The organism is Streptantibioticus parmotrematis (genome assembly GCF_019890615.1).
Taxonomy (GTDB): domain Bacteria; phylum Actinomycetota; class Actinomycetes; order Streptomycetales; family Streptomycetaceae; genus Streptantibioticus_D; species Streptantibioticus_D parmotrematis.
This window is the reverse complement of the sequence record NZ_JAINVZ010000001.1, coordinates 85,138-105,195: the sequence shown is the minus strand read 5'-3', so window position 1 is coordinate 105,195 and position 20,058 is coordinate 85,138. Positions and strand designations below refer to the sequence as shown.

The 20,058-nt window shown below is 73.2% G+C and carries 20 protein-coding genes; 8 read left to right on the top strand and 12 right to left on the bottom strand.

Annotation, left to right across the window (positions count from 1 at the left end):
• Positions 1-71: 71 nt before the first annotated feature.
• The gene (gene xylA, locus K7472_RS00515) at positions 72-1,241 is read left to right on the top strand and encodes a xylose isomerase (RefSeq protein ID WP_222972893.1); all 1,170 of its coding nucleotides are present in this window, start codon (positions 72-74) and stop codon (positions 1,239-1,241) included.
• 21 nt (positions 1,242-1,262) lie between these two features.
• Here the strand turns inward: xylA and K7472_RS00510 are convergent, their stop codons facing one another.
• Positions 1,263-1,889: an SMI1/KNR4 family protein gene (locus K7472_RS00510; RefSeq protein WP_222972891.1), complete on the bottom strand. Its 627-nt coding sequence runs from the start codon at positions 1,887-1,889 to the stop codon at positions 1,263-1,265.
• 180 nt (positions 1,890-2,069) lie between these two features.
• On the opposite strand from K7472_RS00510, the gene K7472_RS00505 reads away from it, so the two are divergent.
• From K7472_RS00505 to K7472_RS00495, 3 genes are all read left to right on the top strand, one after another.
• Positions 2,070-3,518 (top strand): lipase maturation factor family protein, encoded by a 1,449-nt coding sequence (locus tag K7472_RS00505; protein ID WP_222972889.1) that lies wholly within the window; start codon positions 2,070-2,072, stop codon positions 3,516-3,518.
• Positions 3,519-3,593: 75 nt separating this feature from the next.
• The gene (locus tag K7472_RS00500) at positions 3,594-4,541 is read left to right on the top strand and encodes a glycosylasparaginase (RefSeq protein ID WP_222972887.1); all 948 of its coding nucleotides are present in this window, start codon (positions 3,594-3,596) and stop codon (positions 4,539-4,541) included.
• Positions 4,538-5,362, top strand: coding sequence for a M55 family metallopeptidase (locus K7472_RS00495; protein ID WP_222972885.1), 825 nt, complete (start codon positions 4,538-4,540; stop codon positions 5,360-5,362). Before K7472_RS00500 ends, K7472_RS00495 begins: the two co-directional genes overlap by 4 nt.
• A gap of 139 nt (positions 5,363-5,501) precedes the next feature.
• Here the strand turns inward: K7472_RS00495 and K7472_RS00490 are convergent, their stop codons facing one another.
• Positions 5,502-5,981, bottom strand: coding sequence for an ester cyclase (locus K7472_RS00490; protein ID WP_252394903.1), 480 nt, complete (start codon positions 5,979-5,981; stop codon positions 5,502-5,504).
• Positions 5,982-6,083: 102 nt separating this feature from the next.
• Here K7472_RS00490 and K7472_RS00485 point away from each other — a divergent pair, with 102 nt between their 5' ends.
• Together K7472_RS00485 and ku are read left to right on the top strand one after the other, a co-directional pair.
• On the top strand, positions 6,084-6,761 hold the full coding sequence (locus K7472_RS00485) for a TetR/AcrR family transcriptional regulator (protein WP_222972883.1): 678 nt from the start codon (positions 6,084-6,086) through the stop codon (positions 6,759-6,761).
• Between the two features lie 101 nt (positions 6,762-6,862).
• Positions 6,863-7,858 (top strand): non-homologous end joining protein Ku, encoded by a 996-nt coding sequence (gene ku / locus K7472_RS00480; protein WP_222972881.1) that lies wholly within the window; start codon positions 6,863-6,865, stop codon positions 7,856-7,858.
• Positions 7,859-7,879: 21 nt separating this feature from the next.
• Here ku and ligD read toward each other — a convergent pair whose 3' ends face one another.
• The 4 genes from ligD to K7472_RS00460 all read right to left on the bottom strand — a co-directional run bounded on the left by ligD (position 7,880) and on the right by K7472_RS00460 (position 11,821).
• Positions 7,880-8,884 (bottom strand): non-homologous end-joining DNA ligase, encoded by a 1,005-nt coding sequence (gene ligD, locus K7472_RS00475; RefSeq protein WP_222972879.1) that lies wholly within the window; start codon positions 8,882-8,884, stop codon positions 7,880-7,882.
• Positions 8,881-9,492 (bottom strand): DNA polymerase ligase N-terminal domain-containing protein, encoded by a 612-nt coding sequence (locus tag K7472_RS00470; protein WP_222972876.1) that lies wholly within the window; start codon positions 9,490-9,492, stop codon positions 8,881-8,883. The genes ligD and K7472_RS00470 overlap by 4 nt, the downstream gene beginning before the upstream one ends.
• Positions 9,493-9,584: 92 nt before the next feature.
• The gene (locus tag K7472_RS00465) at positions 9,585-10,013 is read right to left on the bottom strand and encodes a Crp/Fnr family transcriptional regulator (RefSeq protein WP_222972874.1); all 429 of its coding nucleotides are present in this window, start codon (positions 10,011-10,013) and stop codon (positions 9,585-9,587) included.
• A gap of 155 nt (positions 10,014-10,168) precedes the next feature.
• The gene (locus K7472_RS00460) at positions 10,169-11,821 is read right to left on the bottom strand and encodes an APC family permease (protein WP_222972873.1); all 1,653 of its coding nucleotides are present in this window, start codon (positions 11,819-11,821) and stop codon (positions 10,169-10,171) included.
• Between the two features lie 324 nt (positions 11,822-12,145).
• Between K7472_RS00460 and K7472_RS00455 the strand changes: the two genes are divergently transcribed.
• Positions 12,146-12,436, top strand: coding sequence for a hypothetical protein (locus K7472_RS00455; RefSeq protein ID WP_222972871.1), 291 nt, complete (start codon positions 12,146-12,148; stop codon positions 12,434-12,436).
• Positions 12,437-12,487: 51 nt separating this feature from the next.
• Here the strand turns inward: K7472_RS00455 and K7472_RS00450 are convergent, their stop codons facing one another.
• Positions 12,488-13,252 carry a crotonase/enoyl-CoA hydratase family protein gene (locus tag K7472_RS00450; protein ID WP_222972869.1) on the bottom strand — a complete coding sequence of 255 codons (765 nt, stop codon included), beginning with the start codon at positions 13,250-13,252 and terminating at the stop codon, positions 12,488-12,490.
• Positions 13,253-13,672: 420 nt separating this feature from the next.
• On the opposite strand from K7472_RS00450, the gene K7472_RS00445 reads away from it, so the two are divergent.
• Complete coding sequence (locus K7472_RS00445; RefSeq protein WP_308013702.1) at positions 13,673-14,953, top strand: YncE family protein; 1,281 nt, start codon at positions 13,673-13,675, stop codon at positions 14,951-14,953.
• 189 nt (positions 14,954-15,142) lie between these two features.
• Here the strand turns inward: K7472_RS00445 and K7472_RS00440 are convergent, their stop codons facing one another.
• From K7472_RS00440 to K7472_RS00420, 5 genes are all read right to left on the bottom strand, one after another.
• Positions 15,143-15,430, bottom strand: a complete 288-nt coding sequence (locus K7472_RS00440; protein WP_109449363.1) for a DUF6295 family protein — start codon at positions 15,428-15,430, stop codon at positions 15,143-15,145.
• A gap of 47 nt (positions 15,431-15,477) precedes the next feature.
• Entirely contained in the window at positions 15,478-16,221 is a 744-nt protein-coding gene (locus K7472_RS00435) for a dienelactone hydrolase family protein (protein ID WP_222972867.1), read from the bottom strand.
• 134 nt (positions 16,222-16,355) lie between these two features.
• Positions 16,356-17,372 carry a M56 family metallopeptidase gene (locus K7472_RS00430; RefSeq protein WP_308013701.1) on the bottom strand — a complete coding sequence of 339 codons (1,017 nt, stop codon included), beginning with the start codon at positions 17,370-17,372 and terminating at the stop codon, positions 16,356-16,358.
• Between the two features lie 137 nt (positions 17,373-17,509).
• Positions 17,510-18,403 (bottom strand): class I SAM-dependent methyltransferase, encoded by an 894-nt coding sequence (locus K7472_RS00425; RefSeq protein ID WP_222972863.1) that lies wholly within the window; start codon positions 18,401-18,403, stop codon positions 17,510-17,512.
• A gap of 155 nt (positions 18,404-18,558) precedes the next feature.
• Positions 18,559-19,971, bottom strand: coding sequence for an LCP family protein (locus K7472_RS00420; RefSeq protein WP_222972861.1), 1,413 nt, complete (start codon positions 19,969-19,971; stop codon positions 18,559-18,561).
• Positions 19,972-20,058 lie beyond the last annotated feature (87 nt).

The following is a 20,058-nucleotide window of genomic DNA, read 5'->3' as shown; positions in this document are numbered from 1 at the left end:
ATAGGGTTCGCGCGGGTTCGCCGACCACCGGGTGCCCGCCTCCTCGTCCCACCGACCCCCCGGAGCCGTCGATGACGCACCCCTTCACCCCCACCCCCGAGGACAGGTTCACCTTCGGCCTGTGGACCGTGGGCTGGCAGGGCCGCGACCCGTTCGGGGACGCCACCCGCGAGCCGCTGGACCCGGCCGACACCGTGCGGCGCCTGGCCGGACTGGGCGCGTACGGCGTGACGTTCCACGACGACGACCTCATCCCCTTCGGCGCGCCGGAGGCCGAACGGGAGGCCCGCGTCAAGGCGTTCCGCGCGGCGCTGGACGCCACCGGGCTGAAGGTGCCGATGGCGACCACCAACCTCTTCACGCACCCGGTCTTCAAGGACGGCGCGTTCACCGCCAACGACCGCGACGTACGCCGTTTCGCGCTGCGCAAGACGCTGCGCAACATCGACCTGGCGGTCGAGCTGGGCGCCTCGGTCTACGTGGCCTGGGGCGGGCGGGAGGGCGCCGAGTCGGGCGCGGCCAAGGACGTGCGGGTGGCGCTGGACCGGATGAAGGAGGCGTTCGACGTCCTCACCGGCTACGTCGTGGAGCAGGGCTACGACCTGCGGTTCGCGGTCGAGCCCAAGCCCAACGAGCCGCGCGGCGACATCCTGCTGCCCACCGTCGGCCACGCCCTGGCGTTCATCGAGCGCCTGGAGCGCCCCGATCTGGTCGGGGTCAACCCGGAGGTCGGTCACGAGCAGATGGCCGGGCTCAACTTCCCGCACTCGGTGGCGCAGGCGCTGTGGGCGGGCAAGCTCTTCCACATCGACCTCAACGGCCAGTCGGGCCCGCGGTACGACCAGGACCTGCGGTTCGGCGCGGGGGACCTGCGTCAGGCGTTCTGGCTGGTCGACCTGCTGGAGCGGGGCGGGTACGCCGGGCCCCGGCACTTCGACTTCAAGCCGCCGCGCACCGAGGACCCCGAGGGCGTGTGGGACTCGGCGGCGGGCTGCATGCGCACCTACCTGATCCTGCGCGAGCGGGCCGCCGCCTTCCGCGCCGACCCCGAGGTGCGTGAGGCGCTGCGCGCGTCCCGGCTGGATGAGCTGGAGGTGCCCACGCTGGCGCCCGGCGAAAGCGTGGCGGACCTGCGCGCGGCGGACGACGGCTTCGACGTCGAGGCGGCGGCCCGGCGCGGGATGGCCTTCGAGCGGCTGGACCAGCTGGCGATGGACCACCTGCTGGGCGCCCGCGGCTGAACTCCCGCGCCCGCGCCGCCGCTACGCTTCCACTCCCCCGGCGCGGGCGCGCGCCTCGGCTCCCCAGCGGGGCAGGTCCACGGAGTCCAGCTCCTCCTCCGACAGCGCCTGCCCGGGGTCGGCCCAGGAATCGTCGGCGCCGGGGTAGGCGTACCAGCCCCGGCCGGTCAGCGAGGTCTCCAGCCACTGCGCCAGGCTGCCCGCGTCGAGGAACCAGGCGTCCGCCCAGTCGCCGTCGACCGGGTTGGGCTCGAAGAGCAGCACCGTGCCCTCGGGGCTACGGCAGTCCACGCAGGCGAGCATGCCGCAGCCCCACGTCATCACGGGCACCACGCCCTGCGGCCAGAACCACCCGGGGTCCTTGGCGTCGGGCTCGCGGCGTTGCCGGTAGGCGAGGGTCAGCGGTCCGTGGGTCTCGCTGACGGGTTCGCTGCCGTGCAGCCGGAAGAAGCGGTACTCGGGGCCGAAGCCGCCGTCGCCCACCTCCCGGTAGAGCCGGGCCAGCAGCGGGTGCAGCGCGAAGCCGAGGGCGCGTTCGGCGTCGGCGAGGGCTTGCTCGGAGACCGGGGGCGGCAGGTCGGGGCAGCGGCGCCGGGCGCGGTCGGCCACCCGGGCGACGAGATCGTCGTGGGGAACGGGTTCGGTCATGCGCGGCATCATGCCGTCCCGCCCCGCGCGGCCTCGCGCCGGGGCACCGCTTCACCTGACGCGGGGTCACCCCGGGCCCGTCCCAAGGGGTCCCACGCCGGGGCCGTCGCGTCCTTCGCCCTCGTGGCACGAGGTGGTACAGATGGGCCGCGCGGAGTCCGGTGTCCGAGGAGCGGTCGCATGGGATGGTTCACGGAGTCCGGCTACTGGCTGAGCCGGCTGGTCTTCCTGCGCGCGCTCGCCGCGGTCTACGCGATCGCCTTCCTCGCCGCGGCCCTCCAGTTCCGGGCGCTGATCGGGGAGCACGGAATGCTCCCGGTGCCGCGCTTCGTGCGGCGCGTCCCGTTCCGCCGCTCCCCCAGCCTCTTCCACTGGGCCTACAGCGACCGGCTGTTCGCGTGCGTGGCGTGGGGCGGGGCCGTGCTGTCGGCGGCCGTGGTCGCGGGGGCGGCGGACGCCATGCCTCTGTGGGCGTCGATGCTGATGTGGGCGGCGATGTGGGCGCTGTACCTGTCGATCGTCAACGTCGGCCAGACCTGGTACGGGTTCGGCTGGGAGTCGCTGCTGCTGGAGACGGGCACGCTGGCGGTCTTCCTGGGCAACGCGCACACCGCGCCGCCGGTGCCGGTGCTGTGGCTGCTGCGCTGGCTGCTGTTCCGGCTGGAGTTCGGCGCGGGGCTGATCAAGATGCGCGGGGACCGCTGCTGGCGCGATCTGACCTGCCTGTACTACCACCACGGGACCCAGCCGATGCCGGGTCCGCTCAGCTGGTTCTTCCACCACCTGCCCCGGCCGCTGCACCGGGTGGAGACCGCCGCCAACCACGTCGCCCAACTCGGCCTGCCGGTGCTGCTGTTCACCCCGCAGCCGATCGCGTCGTGGGCGGCGGGCTTCATGATCGTCACCCAGCTGTGGCTGGTGGCGTCCGGCAACTTCGCCTGGCTCAACTGGCTGACGATCGTCATCGCGTTCTCCGTGGTGGACGGCGTCCGCGCCGCCGACGTGCTGGGGCTGCCGAAGCCGCCCGTCCTCGCGGCCCCTCCCGGCTGGTACGAGGGCCTGGTGCTGGCGGCCACGGCGGGGGTGCTGGCGCTCAGCTGGTGGCCCGCGCGCAACCTGGTCACGCGCGGCCAGATCATGAACTACTCCTTCAACCGGCTCCATCTGGTCAACGCCTACGGCGCGTTCGGATCGATCACCCGGGTGCGGACGGAGGTGGCGGTGGAGGGCACCTCGGACACCGGGATCACTCCGGAGACGGTCTGGCGGGAGTACGGCTTCAAGGGCAAGCCGGGGCCGCTCGGCCGGCTGCCGCGCCAGTGGGCCCCGTACCACCTGCGGCTGGACTGGCTCATGTGGTTCGCCGCGCTCTCCCCCGGTTACGCGGAGCCGTGGTTCCTGGCCTTCGTCGCCCGGCTGCTTGCCGGTGACCGCGCCACGCTGAAGCTGCTGCGGCACAACCCGTTCCCCGGCGAGCCCCCGGCGCACGTGCGCGCCCGGCTCTACCGCTACCGCTTCACCTCCTGGCGGCAGTTGCGTGACACCGGGCAGTGGTGGGAGCGGACCTTGGTGCGCGAGTACCTGCCGCCGGTGGACCTGGACAGCGCGGCGCGCCTCGTCCAGCCGTGACGGCCCTGTTCGCCGGCAGGCGCGAGGTGCCAGACTCGCCGGGGCGGAAGACGCCCACGACGAGCCGGGAGGACCATGACCGCGCCAGTGATCATAGGAAGCGAACGCAGCGAGATCGGGCTGCCGTTCGGGATGCGGGTGCTGCGCGCGGGCGGGTCCGCGCTGGACGCGGTGGAGGCCGCGATGCGCGCCTGCGAGGACAACACCGCCGACCACTACGTCGGCACCGGCGGGCTGCCGAACGCGCGCGGCGAGGTGGAGCTGGACGCGTCCGTCATGACCGGCTCCGACCGCAGGTTCGGGGCGGTCGCCGCGCTGCGCGGCTACCCCAACCCGATATCCGTGGCCCGCGCCGTGCTGGAGCGCCTGCCGCAGCACAGCCTGCTGGTCGGCGAGGGCGCCGCGCTGTTCGCCCGCGAATGCGGCTTCGTGGAGGGCGAGTTGCTGACTCCCGAGGCGCGGGCGATCTGGCGCAAGCAGCTCGCCGAGTCGGCCGAGGCGGTCGAGGGCGAGAACACCGCGGCCACCGACGGCGACCAGCGCTACCGGGCGAGCGCACTGGAGCTGATCCGGCGCCTCGCACCGCACGACGGCCCGTGGGGCACGATCAACATCATGGCGCTGGACGCCTCCGGTGAGCTGTGCGTGGCGGTGTCGACCTCCGGCTACCCCTACAAGTACCCGGGGCGGGTGGGCGATTCCGCGGTGCCGGGCGCGGGCAACTGGTGCGACCTGCGGGCCGGTGGCGCCGCGTGCACCGGACGCGGTGAGCTGAGCATGCGCGGCGGCACCGCCCGTACCGTGGTGGACCTGATGGCGGGCGGCGCGGCCCCCGCCGAGGCGTGCGTGGCGGCGCTGCGGGACGCGGCCACCCTGCCCGACGACTTCCGTGCCGAACTGCGCGCGCTCGCCCTGGCTCCCGACGGCCGGCACGGCGGCGCGGCGGGCCAGGACGGCAGCACGTACGCGGTGATGACCGGGACGTCCGACGCACCCGAGATCCACCCCAGGAGCACGCTGTGAAGGTCTTCGTCTCCTCCGACATGGAGGGCACCGCGGGCGTCGTCGCGTGGGAGCAGTGCCGTGCGCCGGACCCGGAGTACCAGTACTACCGGGGGCTGTTGCAGGAGGAGGTCAACGCCGCGATCGAGGGCGCCGAGGCGGCGGGCGCGACCGGGTTCCTGGTCAACGACTCGCACTCGACGATGGCGAACCTGCGCCCGGACGCGCTGGCCGGGCGGGCCCGCTACCTGTCGGGCAGGCACAAGCCGCTGTACATGATGCAGGGCCTGGACGCCTCGTTCGACGCGGTCTTCTTCGTCTCCTACCACGGCTCGATGTCGTCCGAGGGCGCCACGCTGTCGCACACCTACAACCCGGCCGCGATCAGCGAGGTGCGGCTCAACGGTGTGGTGGCGGGCGAGAGCGGGATCAACGCGCTGGTGGCGCTGGGCCACGGCGTCCCGGTCGCGCTGATCACCGGGGACGCCACGACGCTGGCGGAGGCGCAGCCGTTCTGCCCCGGCATCCAGGGCGCGGTGGTGAAGTCGTCGGTGTCCCGGTTCGCCGCCGACAGCCTGCACCCGTTGGAGGCCCGGGAGGTGATCCGGCAGGCCGCGCGCACCGCGATCGAACGGCTGGAGGACGCCGAGCCGCCCCGGATCGCGCTGCCCGCGACGCTGACCGTGCGCTTGCGCAACGCGGATCTGGCGGAGATGGCCACCTGGATCGAGGGCGTCGTACGGAACGACCGGCTGGCGGTGCGCATGACGGACGACGATCCGGTGCGGCTGTACCGGCGATTCGTCACCGTGGTGATGCTGACCCGCGGCATCGCCGAGTGAGCCGGCCGGGGCGTCTTGCCGCGTGAGCCGGCTGAGGCACGTCACCGCGTGAACGGCTGAGGCGGGGGCGGGGCGCCCGCCGACGCCCCGCCCCCGCCGTCCGTGCGCCGCCCGCTCCCCCGTGGCGGGCGACGCGGGCTCAGTCGGCCGTCGGCCAGTCCCAGCCGAGCTGGAGGAACATCCCGAGCCGGTCGCTGACCGCGCGGATCTCGCTGATGCGCCCGTCGGTCACGGTGAAGACCCAGATCTGCTCGACCTCGAAGGAACGGTGGGTCGGCTCCGGCATCCGCGGGTGAGTGCCGGAGTGCGTGCCGGTGGCGACGATGCGCGCCACCACCCGGTCGCCCTCCGCGATCAGCTCCAGCGGCACCATCCTCGCGTCGCCGAAGGCGGCCATCTGCTGCCGGAATCCCTCGAAGGCGGCGCCGGGCTCGTCGGCCTCGCCGTGAATGATCTTGTTGTGATCGACCACGTCGTGCGCCATGTGGTGCGCCAGGTCCTCGACGCGGCGTTCGTTGATCGCCGCGAGGAAGTCGGCGACGACCTTCTTGTTCGCCTCCGTCGTCGTGCTCGCCTCCGTCGACGCCATGGCATGCGGCAGCCCCGTTGCGATGCCCATCCGAACTCCCCCTGTGCCGGTTTCGTTTCTTACGCCGTAAGATTCGGCGTGCGGACTACGATGCTCTTACGCCGTAAGAATGTCAAGCCGACCGGAGGTCCCATGACCGACCGCCGCAAGCGCGGGCGCGGTGAACGTGCCGGGCTGACCAGGCAGTCCGTGCTCGACGCCGCCCTGGAGCTGGCCGACCGCAAGGGCCTGCGGGCGCTGTCCATGCGGGCCCTGGGTGCCGAGCTGGGCGTCGAGGCGATGACGCTCTACCACTACGTGCCCCACAAGGACGCCCTACTGGACGGCATCGTGGAGCGCGCGGTGGACGAGATCGCGCTGCCCGCCGCCGACACCAACGCGGACTGGCGGGACGCGATGCGCGCGTACGCGGAGTCGCTGCGCACCACGCTGCTGCGCCACCCCGGCGTGCTGCCACTGGTGGCGACCCGGCCCGCGGCCACCCCGGGCACGCTGCGCGCGGTCGAACGCGGCCTGACCGTCCTGCGCGCCGCCGGGCTGCCGCTCGGGCGGTCGGTGGACACGCTCAACGCGCTCTCCCTCTTCGTCATCGCCCACACCGCCGCCGAGGTGGCCTCCGCGCCGGTCAACGAGGCGGGTGCGGCCGGTTCGCCGCAGGCACTGGCCCAGCTGGACCCGCGGGACTTCCCGCTGGTCGCCGAGGCGGCACGGACCGGCGCCGGGACGGACGACGCCGAGCGCTTCCGGTTCGGCATCCAGGCGCTGATCACCGGCTGCGCCGCGCTGCTGGGCGAACCGTCCCGCGACTGACGGCGACGCCCCCGCCACCGCGTTCACCCCCACGCCGCGACCGCCCTGCCGGTGCGGCGCGCCCGGCATACGCTGGATTTCCCGCACGAAGGGACGAATCCATGCGAAGCATCTGGAAAGGGGCTATCTCCTTCGGCCTGGTCTCCATCCCGGTCACCCTCTACAAGGCGACCCAGGAGCACCGGCTGCCGCTCCACCAGGTGCACGCCGAGGACGGTGGCCGCATCCGGCAGAAGCGGGTCTGCGACAAGTGCGGCAAGGAGGTCGCGTACGCGGACGTGGCGAAGGGCTTCGAGGACGACCAGGGCCGGGAGGCCGTACTGACCGACGAGGACCTGGCCGACCTGCCGCTGCCCAGCAAGAAGGTCATCGACGTCCTGGCGTTCGTGGACGCCGAGGAGATCGATCCGCTGATGTTCTCCTCGTCCTACTACCTGGGCCCGGCCTCCCCGGCGGCCGACAAGCCGTACGCGCTGCTGCGCGACGCGCTGGCGGACGGCGGCAAGGCCGCGGTCACCAAGATCACCATCTCCACCCGGGAGTCCCTGGCCCTGCTCCGCGTCCACGACGAGACGCTCGCGCTGCACACGATGTTCTGGCCGGACGAGGTGCGCTCCGACGCCGAGGTGGGCCCCAGCACGAAGGTCACCATCCGCCCCCAGGAGCGCAAGATGGCGGCCAGCCTGATGGAGAGCCTCTCCGAGGGCTTCGACCTGGAGGAACTCCACGACGACTACCAGGAGGCGCTGCGCTCCCTGGTGGCCGCCCGGCTGGAGGGCCGCCCCGCGCCCTCACCTCAGGCCCGTGAGGCGCCCGACAACGTCATCGACCTCACCTCGGCGCTCCAGGCCAGCCTGGAGGCGAGCGGCTCCCGCGGCTCGGAGGCCAAGCCCGCGAAGAAGACGGCGTCCAAGCGGACCGCGTCGAAGAAGTCCGCGTCCCGCGAGGGCGAGGACGGGCGCAGGACGGCGGCGAAGAAGACCGCGGGCAAGAAGGCGGCGGCGAAGAAGTCGTCCGCGAGCGGGGGCGCGTCGGCGAAGAAGAAGACCGCCGCCAAGACCGCGGCCAAGAAGACCTCGTCGCGCAAGGCCTCCTGAGGCGGCCCCTGACCGCCTCGGTCACGCGGCGCGCTCCCGCACCACCTCCTCGGGACGCTTGTCGTCGCGCAGGCCCAGGAAGCGCGGGTGGCGCAGCTTGCCGTCGCGGGTCCACTCGGCGAACGCGATCTGCGCCACCAGTTCCGGTGCGATCCAGTGGGCACCGCTCTCGCGCACCGGTTCCCCGAACGGGGACGTCGACCGCCGCAGAGCGTCGAAGCGGCGGCGCAGACGGTTCAGGGTGGCGGTGTCGAAGCCGGTGCCGACCTTGCCGGCGTACCGCAGCGTCCCGTGCGCGTAGTAGCCGACCAGCAGCGCGCCGAATCCGGTGCGGCTGCCCGCGGGCTCGGTGAAGCCGCCGACGACCATCTCCTGTCCGGCGGCGCACTTGAGCTTCAGCCAGTCGCCCGACCGTTTCTCGACGTAGCGGGCGTCGGCGCGCTTGGCGATCAGCCCCTCCCAGCCCCTGCCGCACGCCTCGTCCAGCAGGGCGGGGTCCCACGCGTTGCGGTGCGTGGTGAAGCGCAGCGGGTCGTGCCACTTCAGGGCGCGCCGCAGCAGGGCCTTGCGGGTGCGCAGCGGCAGCCGGGTCAGGTCGTGCCCGTCGAGCCGCAGCAGGTCGAAGACGTAGAACGTGACGGCGACCCCGGTGGCGCGGGCGCGGCGGGCGTCGGTGAGCTGCATGCGGCGCTGGAGGAGTTCGAAGCTGGTGCGGCCCTGCCGGTCGAGCGCGACGACCTCGCCGTCCACCACGAAGTCCGCGCGGTCCTGGGCGTCCAGCGCCTCACGGACCTCCGGGTAGGTGGCGGACATCGGTTTGCCGCTGCGGGAGGTCAGCCCGCCGCGGTCGCCCTCGCGGTGGGCCAGCGCCCGCACGCCGTCCAGCTTGCGTTCGAAGAGCCAGTCCCCGTCGAAGGAGCGCCGGTCGCTGAGGACGGCGAGCATCGGCCGGATCTCGTACGCGGGCCGGGCCGGGCGCAGTCGCTCGCGTTGCGCGGACGGCAGTCCTTCGAGGAGCCCGCTCACCGCTCGGCGTCCTCGTCCGCGGCGATCTGCCCGAGGGTGCGGCGGGTGAGCGCCGAGCGCATCCGGTGCGGGTGCGGCGGCGAGCCGGCCGAGGAGGCGTGCTTGTCGCGTTCCTTGACCAGCAGCCAGGCGCCGTCCCGCAGCCGGGTGAGCGCGTAGCCGCCGTGGAGCTTGTCGCCGTCGAGCCAGAACGCGGCGTGGCCGTGCTCCAGCGCGTCGGCGAGGGGGATCGGCTCGCCGTGGCGTTTCGACAGGTTGCGGTAGTCACCGGTGTCCCACACCATCACGGTCCCGCCGCCGTACTCCCCTGCGGCGATGACGCCCTCGAAGTCGCCGTACTCCAGCGGGTGGTCCTCGGTGGGCACCGCGAGCCGCTTGTCGCCCGGGTCGGTGGAGACGCCCTTGGGGACCGCCCAGGACTTCAGCACGCCGTCGGCCTCCAGGCGGAAGTCGAAGTGCGTGGTGCTCGCCTCGTGGAGCTGGACGACGAACGCGCCGTCACCCGTGCCCTCGCGCGGCGGCCCCGCATCGTTCGCGCCCTTCGGCTCCCCGGTCCTGGCGAAGTCGCGCTTGCGGTGGTATTCCGCCAGATCTCGCCTGGTCGCCATGGCGGCCTCCGTCCGGTCTGCGCGGGTTCGCTACGGTCCGGCTTGCCGGGCACGCGCCGCTCAAACGCCCGGGGCGTGCCGCGGGGCGCCGGTCACAGGTTGAACAGCCGGGTGCGGGCGGCCTCCAGGCGGTGCGCGAGGATCTCGGCGACGACCCTGGTCAGCGCGTAGCCGAGGGCCGGGTCGGCGTCGCAGGCCGCCCGTACGTCGGCGCCGTCGAACTCGTAGGCGCGCACCGGGCTGAGCGCCTCCGCGCCGAAGTCCCACTGGTACGGCGGGAACATCCACGACCAGCCCAGCAGGTCGCCCGGCCCCAGCGTCTCCACGGTCACCGGGCGGCGGCCGGGGACGTTCAGGTCCAGGGTGACCGCGCCGGAGCGCAGCACCCAGAAGCGGTCGGCGGTGCCGTCCTCCTCGAAGATCCGGGTGTCCTGGTCGAAGGCGACCTCATGCGCCATCTCCATCATCCGGTCGCGGTACTCCGGCGGTACGCCCCGCAGCAGGCGCGTAGCAGCTGTCATGGCAACCCTCCTCCGCCCGGACGCCCGCCGTCTCGGCGGGACGCCGCCGGCCCTCGTACCCCTATTGGACGCGCCTTCCGCCCGGGCGGCATCCGGAGCGCCGACAGTGAGGCCGCGGGCCCCGGGAGTACCGGGGCCCGCGGCCTCACCTGCGGTCAGTGCCCTTCCACCGGCACGACCTCGACGGACCCGATGTACTCCTGCGTCTCCTCGTCCGGCAGCCGGACGAAGAAGGCCCAGAAGTAGATCGCCAGACTGAACCCGGCGATGATCACGATGTCCCACCACAGCGGGATGTGGTTCTGCGCGCCGCAGGCGGCGCTGGAGGCGGGGCCGGTGCTGCAGTAGCGGCCCTGCCAGGACAGCACGCCCATGCCGAGCAGGTAGACCGGCAGCCACTGCGCCGACTTCCAGTCCATGTGGATGGTCTTGGGGTTGAGCTTCAGGCCCCACGACAGCCCCAGCAGCACGTAGCCGAGGAGGATCGCCAGGCCCAGCCGCCACAGGGTGTCCCAGCCGGACCAGTAGATGATCAGGTTGGCCACGACGAAGGCCACCGGCGACCAGAACATGCCGCCGGGCAGCCGGTACGGCCGCGGCCGGTCCGGGTCCTGCTTGCGCAGGCAGCCGAAGGCCAGCGGCGCGCCCGCGTACATCAGCACGCTCGCCGAGGTCACGAAGCCGACCAGCTTCTGCCAGGTGGGGAAGGGCAGGAAGACGATCAGCCCGATGATGAAGGCGAACAGCATGCCGACCCACGGGACGCCGCGCTTGGTGGTGCGTTCGAAGGCGGCGGGCACGTAGCCGTTGCGGGACAGGCCGTAGGAGACCCGGGAGGTCGCCGTGGTGTAGATCAGGCCGGTGCCGGACGGCGAGACGATGGCGTCGATGTACAGCAGGGTCGCCAGCCAGCCCAGGCCGACCGTGGTGGCCAGACCGGCGAACGGGCCCGCCTTGTTGCTGAACGCCAGGTTGGCCCAGCCGTGCGCGAAGGCGCTGTGCGGCAGGGCGGCGATGAAGACGACCTGCAAGGCCACGTAGATCAGCACGCCGATGAGGATGGAGCCGATGACCGCGCGGGGGATGTCGCGCGCGGGGTTGCGACTCTCACCGGCGAGCTGGTCGGCCTGTTCGAAGCCGAGCAGGGCGAAGATGATGCCGCTGGTGCTCACCGCCGACAGGACGCCCTCGGCGCCGAACGGCGCGAAGCCGCCGGTGCCGAAGTTGCTGCCGTGGAAGTGCGTCGAGGCCAGCACGATGATCGTGAAGACCGGGATGGCGACCTTCCACCAGGTGGCCGCGCTGTTGGTGTTGGCCAGCCAGCGGATGCCGAAGAAGTTGATGACCACGAAGAACGCCATGAACGCCACGGCCAGTCCGTAGCCCCCGGCGGTCAGGTGGTCCTTGCCCGACTGCACCCAGGGCGCGTGCACGCTCAGGTAGTCCAGCGCCGCCATGACCTCGATCGGCGCCACGGTGACCGCCTGCAACCAGGAGAACCAGCCGAACGAGGCGCCCGCGGCGCTGCCGAAGGCGTAGTGCGGGAACCGGGCGGTGCCGCCCGCCACCGGGTACATCGCACCCAGTTCGGCGTGGACGAACGCCAGGATGATGATCGCCACCGCGCCGATCGCCCAGGAGATGAGGGCCGCGGTGCCGGCGGCCTGTGCGGCGAACAGGGCGCCGAACAGCCAGCCGGATCCGATGATGGACCCCTCGGAGGTCCAGATGAGCCCGATGAGCCCGATGTCCCGCTTCAGGCCGGGATTCTTGGGGGTGAGTGGAGCTACTTCGGTCGGCGTCTGCATGATCTGTGCACCCCTCGTTCCGAACCGGGTGAGGTGAGGAGCGATGTCCGGCAGCCGGGCTTCACGCCGGAAACAACCCGCTGCGGGGAATCCGCTGTGTAGCGAGATGAAACGTTACGCCCATATTAAAGATTCTGTTAAGAATCGGACAGTGGGCGATCCCGCCTTCTCCTGCCGCTTCCTCTCGGATCATGCGCGCGCCGCCCCGGCCCCGCAACAGCGGGCGGTGTTCGCGGGCCGGGGTGACCGATCGGCCGCTGTCGCGTTTCCCCAGGTGTGACGGGGAGGAGCCCTGTCCGGGACGGGAAACGAGGACCGGTGACCATGGTGACAACGAGGGCGACGACGGCGGCGCGGCCGAACGCGACGGGCGCGTCGCGCGCGCTCACGGGGATGCTGGCGGGCCTGATGGCCGCCGGGGCGGTCTTGACCGCGGCGGCGACACCGGGCTACGCGGCCGCCCCGGGCGATGGGACGGCATCGGGCCACGCGGTGGCCCCGGCGGACGACGGACACTGCCCGATCCCGCTGACCCACGCGGGCGCGCTGGGCCGCCTCATCTCACAGGACTCGCTCGGCGGGACGTGCGACGCGCTGCATACGCAGGGAGGGTAAGAGGACATCGACAGGCGTGCCGTCGACACGAGTTGACGTATTGTCAGGTGATCAGATCTCGTCGAACGTGCCGTGCCGCCCCGCACCCCGGCTGAAGCGGCCCGCGCCGTCCACCGCCTCCGCCAGCACCGCTTGGCCGTGACGGAGTTCGGCCGCCATCGCCTCGGCCTCCGGCAGGCCGCGCTGCTCCAGGACGGAGGCGCGGTCGCCGCGCAGGCACGCCTGGGGGAAGCGCGCGATGTCGGCCGCGAGCGCCTCGGCGGCAGCGCGGGCCTGCCCCGGCGGGACGATCCGGTTGGCCAGGCCCATCTCGTACGCCTCGGGTGCGGGCACCGGGCGGCCGGTCAGGATGAGGTCCATCGCGCGGCTCTCGCCGATCAGCCGGGGCAGCCGCACGGTGCCGCCGTCGATCAGCGGGACGCCCCAGCGGCGGCAGAAGACGCCGAAGACCGCGTCCTCCTCGGCCACCCGCAGGTCGCACCAGAGGGCCAGTTCGAGGCCGCCCGCGACCGCGTGCCCGCTGACCGCGGCGACGACCGGCTTGGACAGCCGCATCCGGGTCGGGCCCATCGGCCCGTCCCCGTCCGGTGCCACCCGGTTGCCGCGTTCGGTGCCGACCGCCTTGAGGTCGGCGCCCGCGCAGAACGTGCCGCCCTCGCCCCACAGCACTGCGACCCGGGCCGCGTCGTCGGCCTCGAACGCCCGGAACGCGTCGGCCAGCGCGGCGGCGGTGGCGCCGTCCACCGCGTTGCGGCACTCCGGCCGGGCCAGGACGACGGTGGTGACGGGGCCTCGCCGTTCGACGCGGACGCTCATGGCTGACTCCTTGACGGCTCGCGCGACGGCTCGGGCGAACCGCCGGGACGACGCACGAACCTAGCACCGTGATCGTCCGCCGCCACGACCGCCCGCCGGACTCCCCGGCGCCCTCGGAGACCCTCCGCTCACCCGGGTGGACTCGCCGCCGCGACCTGGGCCGTACGTCCCACGAGTGGGTGATTCCGCGGTCTTCGGGAACTGACCGGTTTGCCGCCCCCGACCCCGGGCAGGCGGAGGTCAGGCGGGCGACTCCCTCGGTCCGCCTGGCTCCCGGGGCCCGGTCGACTCCCCCCTGTCGACCGGGCCCCACGCATGTCGGCGCCCTGCCTCCCGAGTCGCCGACCCCGCCCGTCGTGCCCGATTCTGGCTGCGGAATCACAGTCGCGCCGGAACCACCGCTGACGGGAGGGATGCCCTGTGCGTGCGCGCCATGTGCGGACCGGACTGCTCTGCTCACTCGCTCTCGGCGCGGCGCTCACCGCGCTCGCCGTCGCCCCTTCGTCCGGCATGTTCCGTGCCGTGTCGGACCGGCGGCCCGGGCCCGTGGCGCAGGCGCCGACCGGGCTGACGCCCACCCAGGTGCCGATGGGGCCGGGCGACCTGGTCTCGGCGGCTCAGCGGCTGTTCACTCCCCCGATGGCGCCCCGGGCCGGTGCCGCGCTGGGCGGGACGTACGGCTTCACGCTCGCGGGGATGCTCTCCCCCGCCGTACAGGGCGATCCGCAGCTGGTCTACGTGCCCAACAGCGGCGAGCCGGGCATGCACGGCATGGCGCCGTCCCGTAATCCCGACCGCGACACCGTCACCGTCATCGACCCGAAGACCTTCAAGGTCGTCGGGCACTTCAAGGTCGGGAAGCTGCCGCAGCACGTCACGCCGTCGTGGGACATGAAGACGCTGTGGGTCGACGCCAGCGGCAGCGACCGACTGGTCCCGATCGACCCGCGAACCGCCAAGCCCGGCAAGCCCGTCGAGGTGGACGCGCCGTACAACCTGTACTTCACCCCGGACGGCGACGCGGCGGTCGTGATGGCCGAGCGGCACAACCGCATCGACCTCTACGACCCGCACACCATGAAGCTGCGCAAGGCGGTCAAGGTGCCGTGCCAGGGCGTCAACCACGCCGACTTCTCCTCCGACGGCTCGTACTTCATCGCTACCTGCGAGTTCTCCGGCGACGTGCTGAAGTACGACACGAAGTCGATGCGCCTGCTCGACCGGATGGAGCTCGGCCGCGCCGTCATGCCGCAGGACATCCGGCTCGGCCCCGACGGGCGCACGTTCTACATCGCGGCGCTCAACGACGCCGGGCTCGTGGCGATCGACGGGGCGACGATGCGGCGGGTCGGCTACATCCACACCGGCGCGGGCGCGCACGGCATCCACCCCAGCCGCGACGGGCAGTTGCTCTACGTCTCCAACCGCGACGCGGGATCGGTGTCGGTGGTCGACCCGCGAGCCGGCAAGTCGGTCGCGACGTGGACCATCCCCGGCGGCGGCTCCCCCGACATGGGCGGAGTCAGCGCGGACGGACGGCAGTTGTGGCTCTCGGGCCGGGACAACGACGAGGTGTACGTCTTCGACACCTCCGACGGCCACCTGCTGGCCCGCATCCCGGTCGGCGCCAACCCGCACGGCCTCGCGTTCTTCCCGCAGCCCGGCCGCTACAGCCTCGGCCACACGGGCAACTACCGCTGAGCGGGCGGGAGCCTGGCCCCCGATGACACGTCGCCCCGGAGGGCCTGGAGAGCTCGACGCCCGGCCTGCCCCTGGACGCCAGGAGCAAGAGCGTCCAGGAGCCGGCCTTCTGGGACGTCGACGGCTACGACAAGGGCACCGGCTGCGCCTGCTCCGGGATCTTCGGGAAGATCTCCGGCTGAACCGGGGTCACACCGCGGCCGGACGGCGGCCGGCCGCGGCGAGCCCGTCCGGGGCCGAGGCCAGCGCCCGCTGGATCGCGTCAACCAGGTCGCGCGCCGCCTCCTCGGTCAGCTCCAGCGCCACCCGGGCCGACGGGCCCCGGCCGGGGTTGGTGAAGTCGATGTTGACGGTGTGCTCCTGCGGGTGGTGCTGGGGGTGGTCGACGTAGACGGCGGCCTGGGTGACCGGGAACCAGCCCGGGGTGCCCTTGCCGCTGCCTTCGAGGGCGATCTTCTCGGTCAGGTACGTGCACATGACGGTCTCCTGCGGAACGCGGGGGGTAGGGCGGTGGGGTCGGGCGGTCAGGCCGACAGGTGGCGGCCGAAGAAGCCGTAGATCTTCTCCCAGCCGTCCACCGCGGCCTCCGGCCGGTAGCTGGGCCGGTCGGTGGCGAAGAAGGCGTGCCCGGCGCCCTCGTAGGTGTGGAACTCGTGATCCTTGCCCAACCGCTCCAGCTCGGCGGCGAGTTGGGCGACCTCGTCCGGCGCGGGGAAGGAGTCCTCGGCGCCGAACAGGCCCAGCAGCGGGGCGGACAGGTTCCCGGCGAGCCCCAGCACGGGCTTGACCTTGAGCGGGAAGCCCGCGTCCGGCTCCTTGGCGACGAACGCGCCGTAGCAGTCCACAGCCGCGTCCAGCGACAGCGAGCAGGCCGCGAGGAACGCCTGACGGCCGCCGGAGCAGTGGCCGATGACGCCGACCTTGCCGTTGGCCCCGGGCAGCGCCTTCAGGTGGCGCATCGCGCCCTCCACGTCGGCGACCAGCTGCTCGTCGGAGACACCGCCCAGCGCGCGTACCGCCGCGGCCGCGTCGTCGGGGCTGGCGCCGGGCGCCTGGCGGGAGTAGAGGTTCGGGCACAGCGCCGCCCAGCCGTCGGAGGCGAAGCGGCGGACGACCTCCTTGGACCACCGGTCGTAGCCGGGCATGTGGTGGATGACCACCACGCCGCCGCGCTGCGGGCCGTCGACCGGGTGCGCGAGGTACGCCTCGATCTCGTCGCCGTCGCCGCTGGTGATCGTGACCGTGCCCGCGGTCATGGTGTCGCTCATGTCGTCTCCTGGTCGCTGTGGCGGTTCACCGGATAGCGGAGTGTTCCGTTCGCCCTACACGTACCACAGCGGGCTGGGACCGACCGCGCCGGAGGCCCTTGCCCGTACCGGGAGTTGCGACCGGTCGCCAGGGGTCACCAGGGCGTGGTGAACAGCGCGCCCAGCCCCGGGGCCAGCGCGACGAGCACCGGCACCAGGATGATGGCGAGTCCGGCGGCGGTGAGGTTGAGCCGTTGCAGCGGACGCAGCCGGGGCGGCCCGGTCAGCAGCCGGTCGACCCGCTCGGTGATCTGCTCGACCGGGGGCGGCGGCGGGGTCCCCGGGCTCCAGCCGGCCGGCAGCGGAACCCTGGCCAGGCCGACGCGGCTGTCGTTGAGGTCGATCAGGGCCAGCGCGGTCGCCAGCTGGCCGTGCCGGTGCGCGGCGGCGTCGTCCGCGGCCAGCTCCACCAGCCGGGCCGAGCGGTCGGCGTAGGCGGCGAAGAGCGCGGAGGAGGGGAACGCGGTGGTGAGCGCCCCGGCGGACTGCAGGAGCAGGTGGTGGCGGGCGCGGGCGTGGGCGCGCTCGTGGGCGAGGACGGCATCCAGCTGCTCGGTGCTCAGCCGCCGCATCGCGCCGGTGGAGACCACCAGTTGCAGCGGATGGCGTGGCACCGGCAGGGACCAGGCCTGCGGTCGCGGGTTCTCCATCACCAGGACGTGTTCGGCGCGGCGTCCGAGCCTGCGCGGGGTGTCCAGGCAGGGGTCGCGCGGCAGGGCGGGGGCGGCGGCGCGCAGTTCCCGGTAGCGCCTGCGGCGGCTGATGCGCGCGAGGTGCGCCTCCCGCGCCAGGTGCAGGACGAGATGGACGGCGCCGGTGAGCAGGACGGCGGCGAACACCCCGCGCCAGGCGCCGCCGGTGGCCAGCCCGTACGCCTGCTGCACCCCGCGCGGCGCGAGCAGGAAGAGGTCGGCTCGCAGTGGCGCGCACAACGCGGCGGCGGTGACGAGCAGGGACAGTCCGAAGCACAGCAGCACGGCGGCGACCACGCACTGCCAGATCCACAGGGCCACCACCGGCTCGCGGTCCTGCCAGCGGGCGCGGCAGAGCATGCGCGGTGCCGCGACCGCGAACGCGACGCCGAGCAGCGGGAGTGCGAAGGCCGTTCCCACAGTGTCCCTCCTCCGCCAGGATTCCATGGGGGGATTCCTTGTGCACCCCGCAGCATGCCCGGCGAACGGCCGGACCGCCACGTCGACGTGCCAACGGCCTCGGGATTACGTGGATTTGTGCTCGCCCTCGCCCCGCGTCACCTCCGGGCGCGGCCCGCCAGGGCCCGGACGACGGTGCCCGGCAGGGTCCGTGCCGCCAGTCGTCCGGCCAGCGAACGGCCGCGGTCCGGGCGCTCGGCGGCGCCGTCGCCTGCGGCGGAGGCGGGGTGCGGTGCGGGGGCGTCGACGCGCAGGGCGGCCGGATGCCTCGGGGCGTCGGCCTTCTTGCCGTCGATCCTGATCAGCCGTTGCCCGGCGACCGACTGGACCTCGTGCCACAGGTCGCGACGGCTGCCCAGCATCCCCAGCAGTTCGTCGCGCACCGGCTCCGGATCGCCCCAGGTGCCGTAGAACTTGGTGCCGGTGACGCAGACCGGCCGCAGGCCGCCGCTGGTGACCGCCTCCCAGGTGGCGGCGGCGACGCCGGGACAGTGCTCGGCGCGGAAGTCGTCGAGCGCCACGATGCCGTACGGCAGCAGCTTGGCCCGAGCTTGGAGGATGTCGCCGCGCACGTGGTCGTACAGGTGCGAGGCGTCGACGTGGACGAAGCGGCAGGCGGCGTCCGGTACCTCGGTGGCGACCAGGGAGGACAGGCCCTGCACGACCCTTGGCAGCCGCTCGTGGAAGGCGAGGTAGTTGGCCTCGAAGGCGCGCCGGGTCAAGGTGGCGTAGGACTTGGCCATCTCGGCGCTGTTGGAGCGGTCCTCGGCCGGCGAGTCGAACAGGTCGCAGACGGTGAAGCGCTCCCCCTCGGCCAGGTAGCAGCCGCTGAAGATGGCGCTCTTGCCGAGGTAGACGCCGATCTCCAGCAGGTCGCCGCGCTCGCCGCGGGCGTGCTGCCGGGTGAGGAACCAGTCGAAGAGCACCTGGTCGGCGGGGAAGAACCAGCCCGGCACGTCACGGAACCGGGCGGGTGCGGGTGCACTGGTCATGGGCGTTCCGTTCCGGGCGGCTCGGCGGCGACGCCCGCAGGCTCGCGCGGCGCGGTGGAGCCCGGGTGAGACCGACGCGTCCGGCGCGTGAACGCCGTGGGGACGTTTCCGGGGACGCCTCGGGACGCTTCCGGGGGACGCCTCGGGACCGTTCGTCAGGGTGCCGACAGCGGGACGCCACGGCTCGCGGTGAACGCCTGGGACGGCGTCATCCGCACGCCGCCCACCGCCACCGTCTGGTACGGGCTGACCGAGGCGCAGCCGGTGTCCTGGCCGGCGGTCTCGGCGTGCGCGTCGTAGCCGGAGTCGTCGCTGCCGCCCGGCAGCGCGGAGGTCGCGTACGCGGCGACGGAAACGTCTCCGGGCGGCGCGCCGGACGCCCGCGCGGAGCGGTCCCGGTGGGCGATCCGGCTCTCCAGGTCGGCCATCGCCTCGGGCGTGGCGGCGGCCCGCTGCAACGCGGTCGCCACGGCCGACTTGGCGCCGTCGGGCGTGGTGAGGGCCCGGTCGGCGGCGATGGCGGAGAAGAGTGCCTGGGCCGCGGGCGCGACGACGACGCGGCCGGGGTTCACCGGGTCGGGCTCGCTCTGCATGGTGGTGAACGTGACGCGGGAGGGCTGCACCTTGTTCAGGTCGGCAGCCAGGCCCAGGAGCTTCGGGACGCTGTCCAGGCCGGTGTCCACGGTGAGCGCCTTGGTGGCCGCGTCGGCGAGGGCGTAGAGCGCGGCCGGGTCGGTCAGGGTGCCGGTGGCCTTCATCCGGCGCACCAGCGAGCCGAGGTAGAGGTGCTGGGCGTAGGTGCGGCCGAGGTCGCTGCCGTCGCCGAAGGCGTGCCGCGAGCGCAGGAACTCCAGGGCGGCCAGGCCCTTGAGGGTGTGCCTGCCCTTGGTCAGCTTCAGGTGGGAGTAGGGGTCGTAGACGGATCGGTCCACGCACACGTCCACGCCGCCGACCGCGTCGGACATCCGGACCACCCCGTCGAACCCGATCATCATGAAGTGGTCGATGGGGATGCCGGTGAGCTGGTGCACGGCCGCCACCGTGCAGCCGGGGCCGTAGCGCAGCGTGGAGTTGATCTGGTCGTGGCGGGCCGCCACCACGCCGCCGCCGGCCGGGGCCTTGCAGGCGGGCAGGTCGGTCACGGTGTCACGGGGGACGCTCATGACGGTGGCGTTGGACCGGTCGGCGGACAGGTGGACGACCATCTCCACGTCGGCGTTCTGGCCCGGTCCGCAGTCGCCGCCGAGGGCGCAGTCGGCCGGGTCGGCGCGGCTGTCGGAGCCGATCACCAGCACGTTGACCGGGGTGCGGCCGAAGGCGTCGGGCTTCTCGCGTCCCGCGTCACCGGTGGCGCCGCCGAACAGCGGCAGCCCGCGCAGGTTGCCGTTGAGGTGGGCGTACAGCCACACGCCCGCGCCGGTCGTGAGCAGCAGCAGGCCCGCGACCACCACGGCGGCGACGCGCACGGCATGGTGGACGCGGACACGGCGTCCGCCCAGCAGCGGGGCGCTGCCGTGCACGGCGCCGCGTTCGGGACCGTCTCTCGCGCTGTCCACCGGTTCGGTCATCCACCTGCCCTCGTCCGCTGGTCGTCGCCCCGGCCGGGTCCTCGGCTCCTCCTGTCCGGCGGTTCGCTCGTCCTGGTCGTCGCGGTG

Excerpts from the sequence above, each read along its gene's own strand:
- K7472_RS00490 (WP_252394903.1), bottom strand. The coding sequence starts at position 5,981 with ATGGGCATCGCAACGGGGCTGCCGCATGCCATGGCGTCGACGGAGGCG.
- K7472_RS00440 (WP_109449363.1), bottom strand. The coding sequence starts at position 15,430 with ATGTGCACGTACCTGACCGAGAAGATCGCCCTCGAAGGCAGCGGCAAG.
- K7472_RS00420 (WP_222972861.1), bottom strand. The coding sequence starts at position 19,971 with ATGACCGAACCGGTGGACAGCGCGAGAGACGGTCCCGAACGCGGCGCC.
- K7472_RS00465 (WP_222972874.1), bottom strand. The coding sequence starts at position 10,013 with ATGACAGCTGCTACGCGCCTGCTGCGGGGCGTACCGCCGGAGTACCGC.
- K7472_RS00505 (WP_222972889.1), top strand. The coding sequence starts at position 2,070 with ATGGGATGGTTCACGGAGTCCGGCTACTGGCTGAGCCGGCTGGTCTTC.
- K7472_RS00435 (WP_222972867.1), bottom strand. The coding sequence starts at position 16,221 with ATGAGCGACACCATGACCGCGGGCACGGTCACGATCACCAGCGGCGAC.
- ku (WP_222972881.1), top strand. The coding sequence starts at position 6,863 with ATGCGAAGCATCTGGAAAGGGGCTATCTCCTTCGGCCTGGTCTCCATC.
- K7472_RS00455 (WP_222972871.1), top strand. The coding sequence starts at position 12,146 with ATGGTGACAACGAGGGCGACGACGGCGGCGCGGCCGAACGCGACGGGC.
- K7472_RS00425 (WP_222972863.1), bottom strand. The coding sequence starts at position 18,403 with ATGACCAGTGCACCCGCACCCGCCCGGTTCCGTGACGTGCCGGGCTGG.
- K7472_RS00460 (WP_222972873.1), bottom strand. The coding sequence starts at position 11,821 with ATGCAGACGCCGACCGAAGTAGCTCCACTCACCCCCAAGAATCCCGGC.
- K7472_RS00510 (WP_222972891.1), bottom strand. The coding sequence starts at position 1,889 with ATGACCGAACCCGTTCCCCACGACGATCTCGTCGCCCGGGTGGCCGAC.
- K7472_RS00500 (WP_222972887.1), top strand. The coding sequence starts at position 3,594 with ATGACCGCGCCAGTGATCATAGGAAGCGAACGCAGCGAGATCGGGCTG.
- xylA (WP_222972893.1), top strand. The coding sequence starts at position 72 with ATGACGCACCCCTTCACCCCCACCCCCGAGGACAGGTTCACCTTCGGC.
- K7472_RS00450 (WP_222972869.1), bottom strand. The coding sequence starts at position 13,252 with ATGAGCGTCCGCGTCGAACGGCGAGGCCCCGTCACCACCGTCGTCCTG.
- K7472_RS00485 (WP_222972883.1), top strand. The coding sequence starts at position 6,084 with ATGACCGACCGCCGCAAGCGCGGGCGCGGTGAACGTGCCGGGCTGACC.
- K7472_RS00470 (WP_222972876.1), bottom strand. The coding sequence starts at position 9,492 with ATGGCGACCAGGCGAGATCTGGCGGAATACCACCGCAAGCGCGACTTC.